This is a genomic window from Eubacterium uniforme (assembly GCF_900167115.1).
Taxonomy (GTDB): domain Bacteria; phylum Bacillota; class Clostridia; order Lachnospirales; family Lachnospiraceae; genus Eubacterium_S; species Eubacterium_S uniforme.
On record NZ_FUXZ01000004.1, the window covers coordinates 125,732 to 142,521 of the forward strand.

At 30.8% G+C, this 16,790-nt stretch carries 19 protein-coding genes; all 19 read right to left on the reverse strand.

The features are described 5' to 3' along the window. Positions 1-3: 3 nt before the first annotated feature. The gene (locus B5D16_RS03510) at positions 4-870 is read right to left on the reverse strand and encodes a hypothetical protein (RefSeq protein WP_078765591.1); all 867 of its coding nucleotides are present in this window, start codon (positions 868-870) and stop codon (positions 4-6) included. 1,189 nt (positions 871-2,059) lie between these two features. After that, positions 2,060-2,182: a hypothetical protein gene (locus B5D16_RS12700; RefSeq protein ID WP_278286350.1), complete on the reverse strand. Its 123-nt coding sequence runs from the start codon at positions 2,180-2,182 to the stop codon at positions 2,060-2,062. A 175-nt stretch (positions 2,183-2,357) separates the two neighbouring features. Further along, entirely contained in the window at positions 2,358-2,627 is a 270-nt protein-coding gene (locus tag B5D16_RS12810; RefSeq protein WP_479723668.1) for a hypothetical protein, read from the reverse strand. Between the two features lie 162 nt (positions 2,628-2,789). Then, positions 2,790-3,461 carry a hypothetical protein gene (locus B5D16_RS03520; protein ID WP_143405030.1) on the reverse strand — a complete coding sequence of 224 codons (672 nt, stop codon included), beginning with the start codon at positions 3,459-3,461 and terminating at the stop codon, positions 2,790-2,792. Positions 3,462-3,490: 29 nt separating this feature from the next. Beyond that, on the reverse strand, positions 3,491-5,332 hold the full coding sequence (locus B5D16_RS03525) for a P-loop NTPase fold protein (protein WP_078765593.1): 1,842 nt from the start codon (positions 5,330-5,332) through the stop codon (positions 3,491-3,493). Positions 5,333-5,472: 140 nt separating this feature from the next. After that, entirely contained in the window at positions 5,473-5,673 is a 201-nt protein-coding gene (locus B5D16_RS12550) for a beta/alpha barrel domain-containing protein (RefSeq protein ID WP_200803924.1), read from the reverse strand. A 27-nt stretch (positions 5,674-5,700) separates the two neighbouring features. Continuing rightward, on the reverse strand, positions 5,701-5,823 hold the full coding sequence (locus tag B5D16_RS12635) for an isocitrate lyase/phosphoenolpyruvate mutase family protein (protein WP_242942977.1): 123 nt from the start codon (positions 5,821-5,823) through the stop codon (positions 5,701-5,703). A gap of 69 nt (positions 5,824-5,892) precedes the next feature. After that, positions 5,893-6,957, reverse strand: coding sequence for a hypothetical protein (locus B5D16_RS03535; protein WP_078765594.1), 1,065 nt, complete (start codon positions 6,955-6,957; stop codon positions 5,893-5,895). Further along, the gene (locus B5D16_RS03540; RefSeq protein ID WP_078765595.1) at positions 6,932-8,395 is read right to left on the reverse strand and encodes a DUF5677 domain-containing protein; all 1,464 of its coding nucleotides are present in this window, start codon (positions 8,393-8,395) and stop codon (positions 6,932-6,934) included. Before B5D16_RS03540 ends, B5D16_RS03535 begins: the two co-directional genes overlap by 26 nt. A 2-nt stretch (positions 8,396-8,397) precedes the next feature. Next, positions 8,398-9,099, reverse strand: coding sequence for a hypothetical protein (locus B5D16_RS03545; protein WP_078765596.1), 702 nt, complete (start codon positions 9,097-9,099; stop codon positions 8,398-8,400). Positions 9,100-9,140: 41 nt separating this feature from the next. Beyond that, a complete protein-coding gene (locus B5D16_RS03550; protein WP_078765597.1) occupies positions 9,141-9,380 on the reverse strand; it encodes a hypothetical protein in 240 nt (79 codons plus the stop codon). Positions 9,381-9,767: 387 nt separating this feature from the next. After that, positions 9,768-10,880 (reverse strand): thiamine pyrophosphate-binding protein, encoded by a 1,113-nt coding sequence (locus tag B5D16_RS03555; RefSeq protein ID WP_078765598.1) that lies wholly within the window; start codon positions 10,878-10,880, stop codon positions 9,768-9,770. After that, a complete protein-coding gene (locus B5D16_RS03560) occupies positions 10,834-11,367 on the reverse strand; it encodes a thiamine pyrophosphate-binding protein (protein WP_078765599.1) in 534 nt (177 codons plus the stop codon). The genes B5D16_RS03555 and B5D16_RS03560 overlap by 47 nt, the downstream gene beginning before the upstream one ends. Positions 11,368-11,419: 52 nt before the next feature. Then, a complete protein-coding gene (locus B5D16_RS03565) occupies positions 11,420-12,133 on the reverse strand; it encodes an IspD/TarI family cytidylyltransferase (RefSeq protein ID WP_078765600.1) in 714 nt (237 codons plus the stop codon). 15 nt (positions 12,134-12,148) lie between these two features. Next, entirely contained in the window at positions 12,149-13,213 is a 1,065-nt protein-coding gene (locus B5D16_RS03570) for an NAD-dependent epimerase/dehydratase family protein (RefSeq protein ID WP_078765601.1), read from the reverse strand. 21 nt (positions 13,214-13,234) lie between these two features. Continuing rightward, positions 13,235-14,050 (reverse strand): LicD family protein, encoded by an 816-nt coding sequence (locus B5D16_RS03575; RefSeq protein WP_078765602.1) that lies wholly within the window; start codon positions 14,048-14,050, stop codon positions 13,235-13,237. A gap of 12 nt (positions 14,051-14,062) precedes the next feature. After that, positions 14,063-14,854: a LicD family protein gene (locus B5D16_RS03580; protein WP_078765603.1), complete on the reverse strand. Its 792-nt coding sequence runs from the start codon at positions 14,852-14,854 to the stop codon at positions 14,063-14,065. A 241-nt stretch (positions 14,855-15,095) separates the two neighbouring features. Continuing rightward, positions 15,096-15,200, reverse strand: a complete 105-nt coding sequence (locus tag B5D16_RS12790) for a LicD family protein (RefSeq protein WP_078765723.1) — start codon at positions 15,198-15,200, stop codon at positions 15,096-15,098. Positions 15,201-15,261: 61 nt separating this feature from the next. After that, the gene (locus tag B5D16_RS03590) at positions 15,262-16,725 is read right to left on the reverse strand and encodes a flippase (RefSeq protein ID WP_078765604.1); all 1,464 of its coding nucleotides are present in this window, start codon (positions 16,723-16,725) and stop codon (positions 15,262-15,264) included. Positions 16,726-16,790 lie beyond the last annotated feature (65 nt).

The window sequence follows — 16,790 nt, forward strand, 5'->3', positions numbered from 1 at the left end:
TTTTTAATATTTAATTTTCTTCATACCAAGCATATAACTATGTTCTGTAACATCACTTAAGATATCATCTACAACTGCTAATTCCTCAATATTCTTTCCATCAACATCACATCTATAGAATACACCTTTTTCAAAAGAATCATTTGTATACTCAGCATAATATAACTTACCCTTAATTTCTCCGAAGAATAAACCTTTTTTAGCTAATCTCTTAACCTTCTTAATTTTATTCTTAGATACTTTATAAATATCATATCGACTTGTATGAACATCACTTCCAAAATCCTTATAAACAACCACATATTTTCCATCAGCATTTACAATTTCGCCCTTAAATAATTTCTTTACTTTTCCACTCTTCATATTATATGAAAACGTATCTTCTTTCCATGAGCCCCAGCTATTTCTTGTTACAAAAATCTGATTACCATATGCACTAGAAATATATGCGCAATCCGGAGTATTCTTATCATTTTTCTTTGTTCTCTTAATAGATGCAACATTCTTAATCTTCATTGTCCTAAGCGTAAGTTTCTTAAGTTTAAGTCCCTTTGTAAAATATACAACCTTACCATTCGTTACTGCAGTTGTATCTATATCTGTTTGTTCATATTCCTTAGCATCCTTACTCTTTAACATCACCTTAGTTCCATCTACTGCAAATGTATATTCACCAATGTTAACTACATCATCTTCTTTATATTCATCATCAAAAATTCTCACATATGAGCTACTCTTTTTTGTTGCTTTGTTAGCTCCATTTGTCTTTGCCTCAACACTTGTTGCTCCTCCAGCAAATACTGTTCCTGCAAGCATTAATGCTGCCATTCCTAATACAATACCTTTTCCTTCATTAACTGTTTTTTTCATTTTCAAATCCTCCATATCGTTTATATTTATATTTTATTTTTTTGTTTGTCGTTGTTTATCTCAACCACAACTATATGATATCAGATAAAAAATCAAAAGTTGTCAAAAAATTGTAATAAGAAAGTGTTGAAATTAACACATATTTTTTCACATAAAAAAAGCCAGCTCTATGCCGACTTCAATAACACTATACTAGCAATTCTCTAATGTCCCCATTACATTAATTAACTACATTCTTTCATATTTCCAATTTTAGCCCCCCGACGAAGCAGGCAAACTGCCTGCTCCATCAGCAAATAATACCCATTGACACATATATAATTGTTTGATATTATTTTTATAGAGGTGCTACCGATAGACGGTTAGTCCGAATTTTGGTTATAAAAAATAACCGCACCATTGGACGGGGGCGGTTATTTTTTTGCGTTCATATTAGCTAACATGATGCCAAATCCTATGCAAGTCAGCATAAAACTTAAGACACATATTAAAGTATCTATAGTCATACGCATTCCCCCTTTCGTTATTATATTTCCTATCAGCTTACGCTAATAAGATTTATATAACCTAAAGGAGAACATCCTCTAGTAAAGTGGGACTAACCGCCTACCGTTTAGGGTAACACCCGTATGTCTATAATATTACAACATCTACGCAGTGTCAAGTGTCAATAATTATATCAAAATAAAAAGCCGGCTCTACACCGACTTCATTCTCATCACATCCATATACTTCTAATTAATCACTTATTCTATTTTCTTACCCCCCGACGGAGCAAGCAATACTGCCTGCCCCATCAGCAAATAATACCCATTGACACATATATGATTGTCTGATATTATTTTCTTAGAGGTGCTACCGATAGACGGTTAGTTCTCTGGACGATTATAAAAAAATAACCGCTTTCTTCAGATTACAATAAGGGCGGTTATTTTTTTATGCTCATTTTAGCTATAACAAAACCAAAGCTAATACATGAGATTACTAGTCCCAATATACCAACAAAGGTATCTACTGTTAGCATCTGCACCATCTCCTTTCCCTTATCCTCATCATTCAAACAAAACAATAATTATAAAGTACTCAGAGAACAAGGATTCCAATTAAAATATCTCCTTAAAGCTACGTCTATAGCAAAATCGACTTATTATCTCGAAATTAATAAAAGGGATGTTATTGCAGAACGCAATCATAAACTATTAAAAGAGATAATAAATATCTTTGAGTCGAATAAACGAAGATATGGTGTATTATCTTTTTCTCTAAAGTATTCATTAAAATACTCATTCTTAAACTTTTCAACTACACTCATACACCTTCACCTCCAAAATTACCTTCTACACAATTCTACTTTCTTCTCTCCCCCTCACATCACCTACTCTATCCCATATCACTCTCCTATATGCCACAAAAGACTGCACAGTCCAAACCATGCAGTCTCCCATATCCATTCATATTTGCTTTATAACTCTTCAATTGAAAGATAATCAAAAGATAGTCAAAAGATAATCAAAAGATAAATTTATTTGAAAGTTGCCTTTTTCTTCATTCGATCCAACGCCACTTGCATTTGAGTAAGAAATTCCACTATTAATTGAAACCTGTCCGTAGTCCTCAGTATGCACAAGCTCAGCAAATGAACCACGATTATCAACATTCATCTTAAGCACATACTTAAACTTATCAGCCGGTAAATAACTCAAATATAAACTATATAATTTCTTAGCAAATGACCCTTCCGGCATCTTAGGCATCATCAATTTCCTGCTCTAAAATCAAACTCTTAATACGAACAACAATCATAAACTCATCGGCAAATTATATTATGATTATTAAATTCTATATTCAACATAATCAGCCTCTTTAAATTCACATAAAAATCTCCACAAATTATATCTTGTTCGTAAAAACTAATTTTCTTAATCCATTTTTTTCTTATACTCATCTAAATCATTATCCTGAATATATCTCTCATAACTATCCTTATTAAATTCTTTATGCTTTTGAGATGCTTCCTCCCAATGTTCTAATTCCCATATAAATTTATTTGCTCCTTCAATCTCACTAATTATCTTTTTATACTCATTCTCATTAAGTTTGCTCCATGAAATATTTTTGTATCCTTTTTCTTTTAATATATAAGAATCTATAGGCATATTATAATTTTCAACTGATATAGATAATAACTCAGTAAAATCTTTTAATCTCTCGTCATTCTTTCCTAAAACAACACTAAATACGTATAAATACTTGATTGACATATTAATCCATTTTTGGGCTTGACCTTCCGTTAGAGTTTTGTTATCAGTTAACAACTTTCCATTATACTCCATCTTTAATGCATTAACCATACTACTATGCCATTCCTTAAAATCTTTATTACAATTTTTCAAGCCATCTAGTAATACAACAGAAGCATTATATCTACACTTCCACCTTTCATCTTTAAATTCATCATTAAATTTTAATGTATGCGATGCCATATCTATATAAGCCCTATCAACTGCCACTCTACCCAAATTTTCTGATTGTCCAAAATAACAACAAATCAAAAAGTTTATCGCTAAATCTTTTATTTCTTTTTCTTTCATATTCACTACATAGCCTTTCATTTATAAATTTACTTTATAGCACGTTTTTCATTTTCAATTTTTTCCACGTTATTTATTAGATTATTTATAACATTAATAAAAGTTTCCGTATGAACAGCTGAAATATTTTTACCTTTTTCTTCATACTGACTCTTCAATTTTTTTAAACCATCCAATAAACTTAAAAACCCATTTTTTGTTATTTCAAAATCAATTTCCTCTCTATAAACTATTTTCTCCCACATTCCTTCAAAATCCCCAGGTAAATACACTTTTTCTGATTGAGTTGCCCTTTCAAACCCACTCAAAGTTGCTTCAGCCATATCACCATCAAATGCTCTAAATATACTATTTTGATATTTTTTAAATATATCCATTTTTTTACTCTGAATTTCTTCAATATAACATTTCTTATTATTTTCACAAATAACAACATTTTTCTTTCTAAAATCTGCTATCAAATCATGTGCTTTCAATGCATCTCCTTCATAATTCTTTCTAGAATCTCGAGTTATCTTTAGTAGTACATAATTTTCCGACTCATTCTCCTTAATATATTTTTCAAAACATATATTAATTCCATCAATAACTTTATTCCAATTAATTCTTTCTGGTAATTCTATATTATACCGACTAATCAAGCTAGAATTCTGAATAAAAAATACATACTCATTTAAATTCATATTCCCAGCATAACAATCTTTAAGCAATCCTGAAAATCCCGTTCTAATTATATCCTCCTCCAGCTCTATAAACCTATGACACTTAAGAATATCTTTGGATTCAGTAAAATGTGTTTGCTTAACTATTATCTTCAATTCTTCATTCAATAATTCTTCATTCCACTCTCCATATTCTATCCATTTTCTAATATTGTTTAACAAAAACGAAGTACTAAAACGTGGAAACATCTTTTTTATTTTCGTATCAGAAAACAAAAAACCATATTCTCCCTCCTCAGTAACCCCTGCTTTATACATCATCATATATATAATAAATGAATAAAAATATTTTTCCATATCTAAAACTTTATATGAAACAAGTTTCTTGTAAACTCTATAAAAATCTTGCAAAGCGCATTTTAAACTACGAATATTATAATTATTAAATTCCACCTCTTCTTCTTCACCATCATCTTTTTTTATAGTTATTCTTTCTATTTCAAACACTTCTAGAATCAATACTTTATTAGTTATAAGAAATTTCTTATAATCTTCATTCCCAAATTTATTTTCATCAAGAATTGAATCTATAATATCTTCAAATTTTGGCTTATGGTACACTGTTCGCTCTATGATTTTTTCTTTTATCTCAGCATAATTAATTGATTTATCGCTTTCTTCAACTGTGATACGTTTTTCATTTGCAACAATAATTACATTAAAGTGATAGTTTTCACAATATTCATTAATACATCCAAGCAAATCTATTGTATTCAATCCTGATCGTTCCAAATCATCAAAAACAAGCACAACTCTCTTATCATCCACACAAGGTTTTATATCAATATAATCCAAAAGATTTATAGATAGAATAGTATCTTTAGCACTCTTTAATTGCGGCACAGCTAAAGATAATCCACTGGCGAAACCACTTACTATACCTTTAGCCTTTTTTTCTTTGCCCTGTATTTTGTTTAAGAAAGTATTACATTGCGATAACCATTGCTTCTTAACAGTCATTTTAAGCCCATCTATATTATTAACTCCAAACAAAGAAATACGTACTATTATATGTGAATCTTTTAGTTTCTTCTTTAATTCCTGCTCGATTAAATATGTTTTACCGCATCCCCATTCTCCAGTAAACATCAAAGTTCCAACCGGATTATATTCCTTACAATAATATACTAGTTCATCTACAGTATTCATCTTTATTCTCCAATCTTACCACATATTCTATAATTCAATAATTCTATTACTATATCTACTCAAAATACTTTCCTCAAACACAAAAGGCCACACAGTCCTTCAACCATGCAGCCTCATCACATCACAATATATTCAACATTTTACAACTCATCAATCAACGTAATAATATCCTTAATCGGCATCAACCTATCATCAACTTCCTTCGCCCTATGATACCTAAGAATATCCTCCGCCGTCTTCTGCATTGCCGGGAATGCCGACCTAGTAAGCTGATTAGCATAAATAACAATATTCACGCCATGCTCAGCAAATACCTCCTCAGCAATAACATTAAAACTCAAAGGAACAACAATCGGCGTATCCTTATCTTAAGCCTTAAACTTATCGCAAACACTGGCAATCTCATCCAGATCCTTCTTACAACTATGAATCATAATACCATCCATAGGAGCCTCAGCAAATGCCCGCGCTCTTTCAAGCATATTCTCCATTCAGCAAAAATAAAAAGAAAGCCCAATTGTTAATTCATATTAAAATTGCCCTTTTATTACTCAATATAATCAATTCGTTTGTTTTAGACAATCTTCGAACTCTTTTATCAAATTAATAATACTTATATTCATTTCAGCCAAATTCTTTTCCGAATAACACTCTAATGCTTTATTTTCAAATTCAAAACTTTTAGCATTTTCACAAAAATCTTCAAGAGTTATATTCGTAACTACAGATTTATCAAAAGAATAATAAACCATATTAAATACTGTTAATTTACATCGAAAAATATTTGTATTTATTGATGTAAAATTTAATAATAGCAATTGAACATAATGCAAACACACAGAATAGCTCACTATCGGAATAATTTCATATTCAGCACATACCAATAAAATATCTAATGCTTGCATTATCGGACCCAATAACGCAAAATAAAAGTACTCCCCATTCGTATATCCTTCCCCTTTTATTTGCTTAATTATACTTATTGCATTATTTATTCTTTCAGAAAAACTTATATCATATGAATCATTAGCATATAAACACACCTTATCTACATATTCTGATTTAAAATATCTTACTATATCTTCAGATGACTTGCAAATCTCATAATATCTATCCATACTATAAATATCACTAAAAAAATCGAGAATAATCCTCTCACCAATTTCCAGAAAATCTTTTTCCTCTTCAGATGTTCTCATACTTCTTAAAGGCAATATAACAATTACATCTTCATACTTTTCTAGTATTTCAATATTTTTTTCAACACATTTTTTTACTCTCTTTAACATTCCACCTGGAGCATATCCCAAACGGCACATTTTACAATACTCACCCAAAGGATCATCAAAAATATGAATATCTCCCATAAGCAAAAAAGGATATTGTTCTCCTTTTTTTAAATCAAAACAAGCACTCGCCGAATAGAAAACCGCATTATTATTTCTTACAAAATAATAAAGATATAAATGTATTATCTTTTTTCTTCTTTTCCAAAATATTTCTATATTATCCAATGCAATTGAAGTATCTTTTTCATTCTCAAATAAGACATATACTTGTTTTAATAATTCAAGATATTGCCTTTGTATTTCAGCAACTTTATTCTTCAAAAATTGACCGTTCATAATCCTCCAACTCCTTCATCATTGTTTCTGGAATTCCATAAACATCATTTAAAAACTTAATAGTTTTATTCATTACGAATACACAATCTCCAAAAACGCTTTTCAAATTACTTTCACAATCAACCATCGGAACACAATGATACAAATGTGATGGATTATTACATTTTTTCATTGCGCACTCTCTTATTGCCCCCCATAAGCCATGTTCATAAGCAGAATCATAATCATAATATAACCCATATAATTCCTTTTCATCTACAATCTCTGCTTTTTTACGTACATTATCACGATTAAAATAATTAGTATCCATATTTTGAAATTCTTCAGCTTTATATTCATTAACTAATAATTCTAGAATCTTTTCATCAACATGAGAATCTCTATTGTTTTCATTATCCCTATGCTTAGTTAATATCAACTTATATTGTCCTATTCCATATTCTTCAAAATCTTTCCATATGTTTTCTTTTTCTTCTTCCTTCTTAGATAAGTACAACATCATTATATAATTTTCAATCATATTTCGAATTATAGAACGTCCCGAAATCGAATTATATAAACTATGTTTTTCAGCCTCTTCTAAACGTTTAAAGGAATATGTCGCGATTCCTATTAACACCTTCATTTTATTATCTAAGGGTGCTCTTAATGTATATATTTCCTGTAAATATATAAATATATCTTTTACTAAACTATAATATTTTTTTGTATTATTTTTTTCTTCTTTATAACTCATAATATAATTCTCACATTCTGTTAACTCACTAATTGATTTCCAAAATAAATCTATATAATCATCACCTACTGTCTCATAAGCCAACAACATAATTTCACTAGAGCGAATACATGATCTGATATAATTCATTTCTACCTTATCATGTTCTAAATATGAATATTTTTGTAACATATTTATATCATTTGCACTAAGCTTCACTCTACCTTTAATAATGGAAAAACTTAGAACTACATATCTTATATCTGTTACAGCATCAGACTGACTCCACATATTATCTCTTAAACATTCCTGAATTTTTTCGACTCTCGATTCTACCGATTGCTTATTCGAAAAGTAACTCGCAAACACAGAATCTACCATTCCTGTTATTACAACTGTTAACGGTGCCAAACACTCACTATCAACATTATCCAATAATATTTGATATATCTTTTTCTTGTCATCTTCATTTGCAGTAATAAAATCAGACATTCTTATATACATCAATAGCGTACTATTACTTATACTATCAATAATAGCCCTCAATTTATCTAAAGCAACTCTACGACCATAATACTTAAATATAAGTGCTATCCATATGTACTCAGGCAATCTTCCATATGTCCATGATTTATTCTCATCAAGTTCATTAGCCCATTTATTCCACGGCGAAATAAACTTTCCTTTTTTAAACTCATATGATGATAATTTTATAAATCCCACATTCATCCCCTCTTTACATATTCTCTTTTATAATGTTCATAAGAATCTGCATTATAACGTTTAAACATATTCATTGCCGATTCCCAGTTTTCTAACTCCCATAAAAATTCATTTTCTATATCATTTATTTTTTTGTATTTCTCATACTGATTTGTATTTAATTTACTCCAAGGCTCATTTTTGTATTTAGCCTCAATTAAATTATCCTTTACTAATTTTTTAATTATATATGAATCTATTGGCATTCTATAATTATTTATCTCTGTATAATTAAAGAATTTTTCATATTTATCAAATCCTTTCCTCTTCCTCTCATCATCACTTAACAAACATTTTAAAACAACCAAATACTTAATAGTCATATTTAACCATTTTTGTGCTTGTCCTTCAGATAATGTTTCACACACTCTTTCTACTCCATCTATCTTTATTTTATATTTTATTATAATGTCAGCAATTAATTTTTTATGCCATTCTTCAAAATCTTCCTCTTTATTATATTTTTCTATTCTATCCAAAATCATATTGGATGTTTCATATCTACATCTCCATTTTTCCAAACATTCTCCATTAAATTTCAACGTATGAGCAGCCATATCAACATATGCCCTATCAACGGCTGCTTTTCCTAAATCCACTGACTGACCAAAATAACAACAGATCAAAAAATCTTTTGCTAACTCTTCTATCTTTTTCTCACTCATACCTCAACCTCCTAAATTCAAAAAACCGCCCCCTGCCGACTTCAACAACACTCCCCCAGTAACATCCAATAATCACCATACCAATCTTTTACACCCTCATAAATCTTCACCGCAACTTTAATTCTTTCTCCATAACATAACCCATTCGCTTTATTCAATTCTTTATCAAATCCTAAATTCTTTAATACATACTTATCCCATATAGGTTCCTCTGGAGATACTGTAGCAATCAACTTACTAGCAAATGATACTTCAACCGAATTATCAACTCTGTGCAGCAAATGCAATAATTCTCCAAATGTTTTCTTATCTTTAGTTTGTTCTTCTAATAATTTATAATATCTATTTTGCCAATCTTTCGACTGATAAATTACTCTCCAAAAAACAAAAAAGCCGACATCATGCCGACTTCAATAACACTATCCTAGCAACATCCAATGGCCCCCATATTCCATCAGCCTACCAAAATAAAACACTCATTATATTCCCCTATAAACTCAGTTTACTCCTCCAAAATTTCCATGTCAACACAATATTTCTGCTATATCTTCCACTTACAAAAAACCAAAACCTGTGCAGCCTAAGCCTCACAGGTTTCTATATCAAATATTAATTTCAAAATAATAACATATATAAAAAACTTTACGCAACATATAATCCACCCCACCTTATACATTCAGTATTTCCTTGACTTTAGAAATAACATCTTCATCCAACCTAGGATTAATATCACCTGTTTCAAACTTTATTTTTGGCGTGAGAAAACTATTCTCTGGTAAAGAAATATCAAACAAACAAGGCTCATTATCAGTAAACCACTCAATATAATTATCCAATTCATCAAATGATTCAAGTCTTTTTGCTTTTAAACCGTAGGCCTCTGCAATTTTTTTAAAATCAGGAACTGTATATCCGCCATTTTGCGCAGTTGCAGCAAACCTATCTCCATGATTAAAATGTTGAGTTTCGCTAATCTTACCTAACACTCTATTATTAAGAATAAATATTTTTATTGGAAGGTTCTCACGCTTTACAGTTTCAAGTTCCTGAATATTCATTTGGAAACCGCCATCACCCGAAATACAAAATACTGGTTTTTTTCCTTCTGCTATACAAGCTCCAACTGCAAATGGCAACGCACATCCCATTATGCCATAACCACCACTAATGTGAATTCTCCCCTTATACCCTTTTAATACAAGTGATTGAGCACACCAACACTGATTCATTCCGACATCAACTGAAACATTTGGATTTTCAGGTAATAGAGATGAAATCTTTTCAACAGCCATATTACCAGGCTGTCTATCATATAAAGACAAATACGCTTTCGCTTCAAGACATTGTTTTCTCCAAATCGAATAATCAGAAACTTCTTCCTCCAAAAGTCTTCTCATAAAATCACTAGCGTCTGTATAATATTTTTTTTCATTTTTTTTAATATTACGACTAAGTTCATATTCATCTATATCACAACGAACCAAATCCGCTTTTGGTGCAAATTTTTCTGTAAACTGTCCTACCTGACGAATTCCCAAACGCGCGCCCACAGATATTATAAGATCACACTCATTAAGTATCATATTAGCTACTCTATTTCCATGTGTACCTATAAAACCAATATGTAAATCATCCTGTGCTAAATCAACTCCATTCATTGTAGTAAGAACAGGAATATTAGTTTTCTTAGCAAATTTATGAACTAACTCAACAGCACCAGCTGTTCTAACTCCATTACCTACCAATAATATTGGCTTGTTGTATGTCGAGCGGAAAATCAATAATAACACCTCCCTTTCTACCCAATAACGCCATATTATAAGCACGACTAATTATATCTACAAATCCTGTACTAGTATTTGCCGTTACAGAGTATTTAGTTATATTCCTTGTCATGGAAACAAGATCCATTTCCTGAAATCCATTTTGCCTGATTCCAGAAAAACCTTTCATTTCCTTAGTTGGAACATTTCCACAAATACCCATTATAGGGAATCCATCAAACCATGCATCTGCAAGACCTCCCAGCCCATTAACAGCTCCCGGTCCAGATGTAGTAAAATACACTCCTATTTTACCAGTAGTTCTTGCATATCCATCTGCCGCTAACGCGCAACCTTGTTCATGATAACATACATGTGTTGTAATTTCGTCTTTACGCTTATACAAAGCATCCATAAACGGTACTATATATCCCCCTGCATAACCAAATACATCTGTAACACCCTGTTCAATCAAAAAATCTACTAAATACTCTGAACAATTCAAGTTGCAAAACCCTTCCTTTCTTCAAAATAATATCTGAATATAAGACTATCAATCAACTAAATAAATAATCTTCCGGAACATTTAATAGAGCACTAAACAATGCCAAATCTTCCTTAGTTGTTATTTTAATATTACTTGTTGTTCCCTTCGCGAAATACACTCTCTCACCATAATAAATAAGCAATGAACTTGTAAAAGTAAAATCATGCTTCCCTTCTTCCTCTGCCTTTTCATAACACTTAAGAACCAAAGAATATTTATATGCCTGAGGAGATGCAGTCAGCATTACATGTTCTCTATCAACATCAGCAATCCCCGACCTAAAATCTTCCGTATATACAATAGGCGGATGACATTGTATTGATGATGATGCATTTCCATTTTCATGTGCCACTCGCAACACCTCGTTTATTGCTTTCTGCGGAAGAACTGGCCTTACTGCATCATGAACTATAATGTAATCATCCAATTCGACTTTATCTTTCAAGAAAAAAACACCATTACGTATAGAGTCATGACCTGTATTTCCACCTTCAATTATCCAAATTGCTTTAGTTATCGAATAATCCTTAACAAGATTAAGAACATACTCTTTCCATGCTTTAACACAAACTATTACTATTTTCTCAATCTGAGAATTTTGCTGAAATTTTTCTAGAGTATGTACAATAATAGGTTTACCTTGAACTTCTATGAATTGCTTGGGAATATCGCTCCCCATTCTTTTTCCAACTCCACCAGCTAATAAAATCACATAATTTTTCATCTACAAAATTCCTTTCTATTGCCGTAACGATTTAAGAATATCTATTGTTCTTTTCATACCCATATTAATGTCATATTGTGATTTCCAACCCAAACTTTGAAGTTTAAAACCATCTAATCTAGCTTTTGTTGCTTTACTATATCCAGCAGCTTCAATAGAATCCGGAAGTTCAAACACAACCTTTCGACCACCAATTTGGGCTATAATTTCTGCTAAATCCTTTAACATAATATCGCTACCTTTATCAGCGATGTTATATGCCTCACCATTTTCCCCTACTAGCAAAGCATATAAAAGCCCACTTACCGCATCTGCCACATACGTATAACTAAAATACTGCATCCCAGAAGATTTCAAAACAACGTCTTCTCCTTCAACAACTTTTTTTATAAACTGACTCAATGCTCTAGTATTAGAAAATTCCATTGTTGGACCATAAGAGCGAGTAAAACGTGCAATTATTACATCCAATCCTCTTTGAGCTTTATATGCTTGACATAATGCTTCTCCACAACGTTTACTCTCTGGATACGCAGCTCTTAAGGTATTACAATCAATATACCCACAGTAACTTTCATCAAAAAATTCCACATCACCGCGATTTTCTCCATATATTTCATTAGACGATGCAAATACGAAACGAGAAGTATTATGTACAACAGCAAAATCAAGCAAATTCTGCACACCAAAAACATTAGTAGTTATCGTTCCTATAGGATCAGTTGCATAAAGTATCGGATGTGTATTAGAAGCAAGATGAAGAATATAATCCACATTCTTTAAATCTTCTCTAATCAAAGGCTGTTTTACGTCATAGACAACAAAAAAGAAATTTTCATTTTCAAAATATTTATAAAATCTGGACCGAGCCTTTTCCTCATTTCTTCCCAGTGCATATATAGTACAATTTAAATTTTCAGTAACATTTTTTTCTAAAATAACATCAACTAAAAAGCTACCAATTAAACCTGTTGCACCCGAAAGCATAAGACTTTTATTCTTTAATTTTTCCCAAGGTAATTCTAATCCTGCTACATAACGAATATCATCCATATATTCTTTATTATCGTAAATATTCATATACTTTTTCTCCAAATTCACTTAATTCTGTAAATATGATTTCTCTAAATCACAAACAACGAAATCATGTTTTGTATATCTTTTATCCTCCGGTGGTAACTGTTTCCAATTCTTATATATATTTGTTAAATACTCATCACACTTCTCAGGACCATATATCGCCATTCCCTCAAACTGATACAAAGTAGGCTTACCAAAATATTCCCTTAAAGTAATTTCTTTACTTCTATATGCGCCCATAAGATTGGCAATAAATTTTGAATTATCATCATTCATACTCTCAGCCAACCGATCAACCGCAATAGATAATTTTTTATCATCTAAGATAAAATTTGGAATTACCCTCGAAGCAATTATCGACGCGTTCTTATACCAACTTCTATCGTTTCTTACTACACATGTTCTAGTCATTAAAAACATATTTTTCTTATCAAATTTTCTAAACAATCTTTCAGCTTCTTCATAAGAATTCCCAATTCCATCTAATGGAAATACATCAATATATATCCCTCGCTTACATGGCACTCGAGTCTTTTCTACAAGAGTCGTTCTTGTGTCATAGATTTTTGCATAGGAATATAAATAGTCAGAATTTCCAGAATACGGTGATTCTAATAAATATCCGTCAATTATACCTGTAAAATTTCTAATCAACCTATCATAATCTTTGCGTGGTATTGCTATATCGATATCATCATCCCAAGGAATAAATCCCTTATGTCTCATTGCTCCAATCATCGTACCGCCAACAGCATAATAATTAATATTCTCTTTTAAACAATACCCATGAAACCACTTAAGCATTTCCAATAGTTTAAATTGTATCGGACTTAACATGTAAGACCTCCTCTACTTTTTATAACAAACTAATGTATGTTTCAAAACTCTTTCACTTTCAGGCGGAAGCTTCATATAATCACCAAAATGAGTTTTCAAAACTCTATCAGGATTTTTTGGTGCCCAAAAAATATGACCTTCAAAGGTCACCTCTGAAACACTTTGATAATCTTCAAGCAACCAAGCATAAGCCCATGCCAAGCCAACAAAGTTACTTTTTCTTTCGTTCAATTTAATAAAATCAGCATTCATTTTTGTAATAATTTTTTTTGTACTAAATAGTTTTGAAAAATTAAATGCAAAATTTCTCTTTATATTTGTAATGATTGAATCCGTTTTAACATATCCGGTTCTAGAACTATGTGTTAGCAACTGGTACATTCTAAAATACTTCTTTTTTAGCCTAACTCTCTCTCTCTCATTTTCAGGTAAATAATCAAATGGAAAAACATCTATAAAAACACCATATCCTGCTACTTCTTTAAAATTCTTTTCCTTAATCTCCGTAGTTTGATCACAAATCTTTCCATAAGGATAAATTGTATCTGGATTTTCCTCAATTCTTATAAAATTCAATCCATAATTCCCTTTTTGTATAATAGCAGCTAGCTTATCATAATCTTTCCTAAGCATTGAAATATCTATATCATCATCCCAAGGAATGAACCCATTATGTCTAACTGCACCAATTAAAGTACCAGCAAAAAGAAAATAATTTATATTATTTTCTCTACATATTTTGTCCACTTTCATTAATATTTCTAATTCTACTTGCTTATACTCCTCAACAGTTAACCGTTCCATTATTTTTTTCTCCTAAAAAATCCAATGTAATTCTAACAATTTTCAATAAAATTCTTCTATTAACAACAACAAATATACCAATGCAACAACCCAAATATGAATATCTAAAGAAATCAAAATAACTTATGTAAGCACAATAACACAATTAATCAAAAAAATATTCCGATGAGAATCAAAAATTTTAAATATCACTAAAACTATTCTAATCATGTCTTGGCATTTGAATGTAAATATCATCATATCATGATATAAATCCTTTATGTCTTACCGTTCCTAACATCGTTCCACCACTTAAAAAATACCGAATATCGTTAGTATCATATAATTCAGCAACATCCGATAATATTGCAAGCTATACGCGTTTCATTTTTTCAATTTCCATTATTTTCATCAGTAATTAACTCCAATTATTTATTTTCCCGTAATTTTCTTTTAAAACTATAAATCAACTTAAATATAAAATCATCCCTAAGAATTAATATAATTCCAAAATAAACAACAACTCCCAATATAACAACAATTATCGTAGAATAAACTCTGTCTGGAAGCAGTACATCAACAAAGTAACAAGGGAAAAACATAATCGCACCAGCCATCATATATTTCCAGATACTCTTTATAGTTCCTGAAATAGTATATATATCTTTTGCAAAAAACATCATCGTTAAAGTAACAACTCCCTCGGCAATTATAGTAGAAATCGCGGCTCCATAACTTGCAAAAAATGAAATCAAAATGCAATTTAATCCAAAATTAAGAATAGCTCCCAAAGATACAGAAACAGTAAACTTTTTATCTCTTTCACACGGTAAAAGAATTTGTAAGCCAAAAACATTACTCAATCCAATAATCAATACCAAAGGAGATAACAATTTCATTAAAGTCGAAGATTTTAAATATCCAGGTCCAAGATACCAAGGAATTAATCCATCAGAAATTGCAATCAAGCCAAGCATTATCGGTATACCAAAAAGAAATACAACCCTAAGTGAATTATTAACATTTTTTCTCATACCTTCAAGATCGCCTGTTGCATACTTATGCGAATTTCTAGGTGCCACCGCTGTTCCTAACGAAGTAATAACAACCATAGACATCTTAACGAAACTCTCTGCGTATTCATAGTTTCCATTCTCCGAATCAATTTGGGTAATCACACCAATCAGTGTCTTATCTAACGAAGTATATACCGCTGTAGCAATTGTAGGTAAAAATAATATAAATGATCTTTTAATATGATTCTTTATAATCAGCCGGTCAGAACATCTCCGCTCAACATATACCCCCAAATAAAACCAAAGAGACAAATTTCCTATTATAACTGTCAATGATTGGATAAGCGCATAAATCCAAAGATCCTGTGCACTATGCACGAAAACAAATATGCATATAATACCAACAATTCTTACTATAATATTTCTAAAAACAATCTTTCCAAAATCTTCATTTCCTCTAAACAAAAAAGTAATATCAAAAGCAACAGAAATAACATTTACAGAAAAAATAACCAATAATTCATTATATTTAGAATCCAGCACACCACTAAAAATAATTCCAATATATATTACAACTGAAACAAAAACTGGAATCAAACGAGCAATAAATACTTCCCAAAAAATTTTTGTTTGATCTTTTCTATTTCCCTGATGTTGTGCTATTAACCGTTGTGCATATCGATCAAAACCCAATGCTGCAAAATATGTAAAATACGTAACTATAGAATATATAAAGCTATATTGCCCTGATGCATCTTCTCCTAATGCCCGAGAAACATAGGGAGTTACTACAAAAGGCATAATCAACAAAAAAGCTTCATATGCCAAATTATATGCATAATTCTTTTGTATGCTATTTCTTTTCTTTGTAACCATAATTATATATTGGCATATTTTCAAGGTCTTTATTTTCCTTTATTTCAGCCATCTCCTTTTTGGTA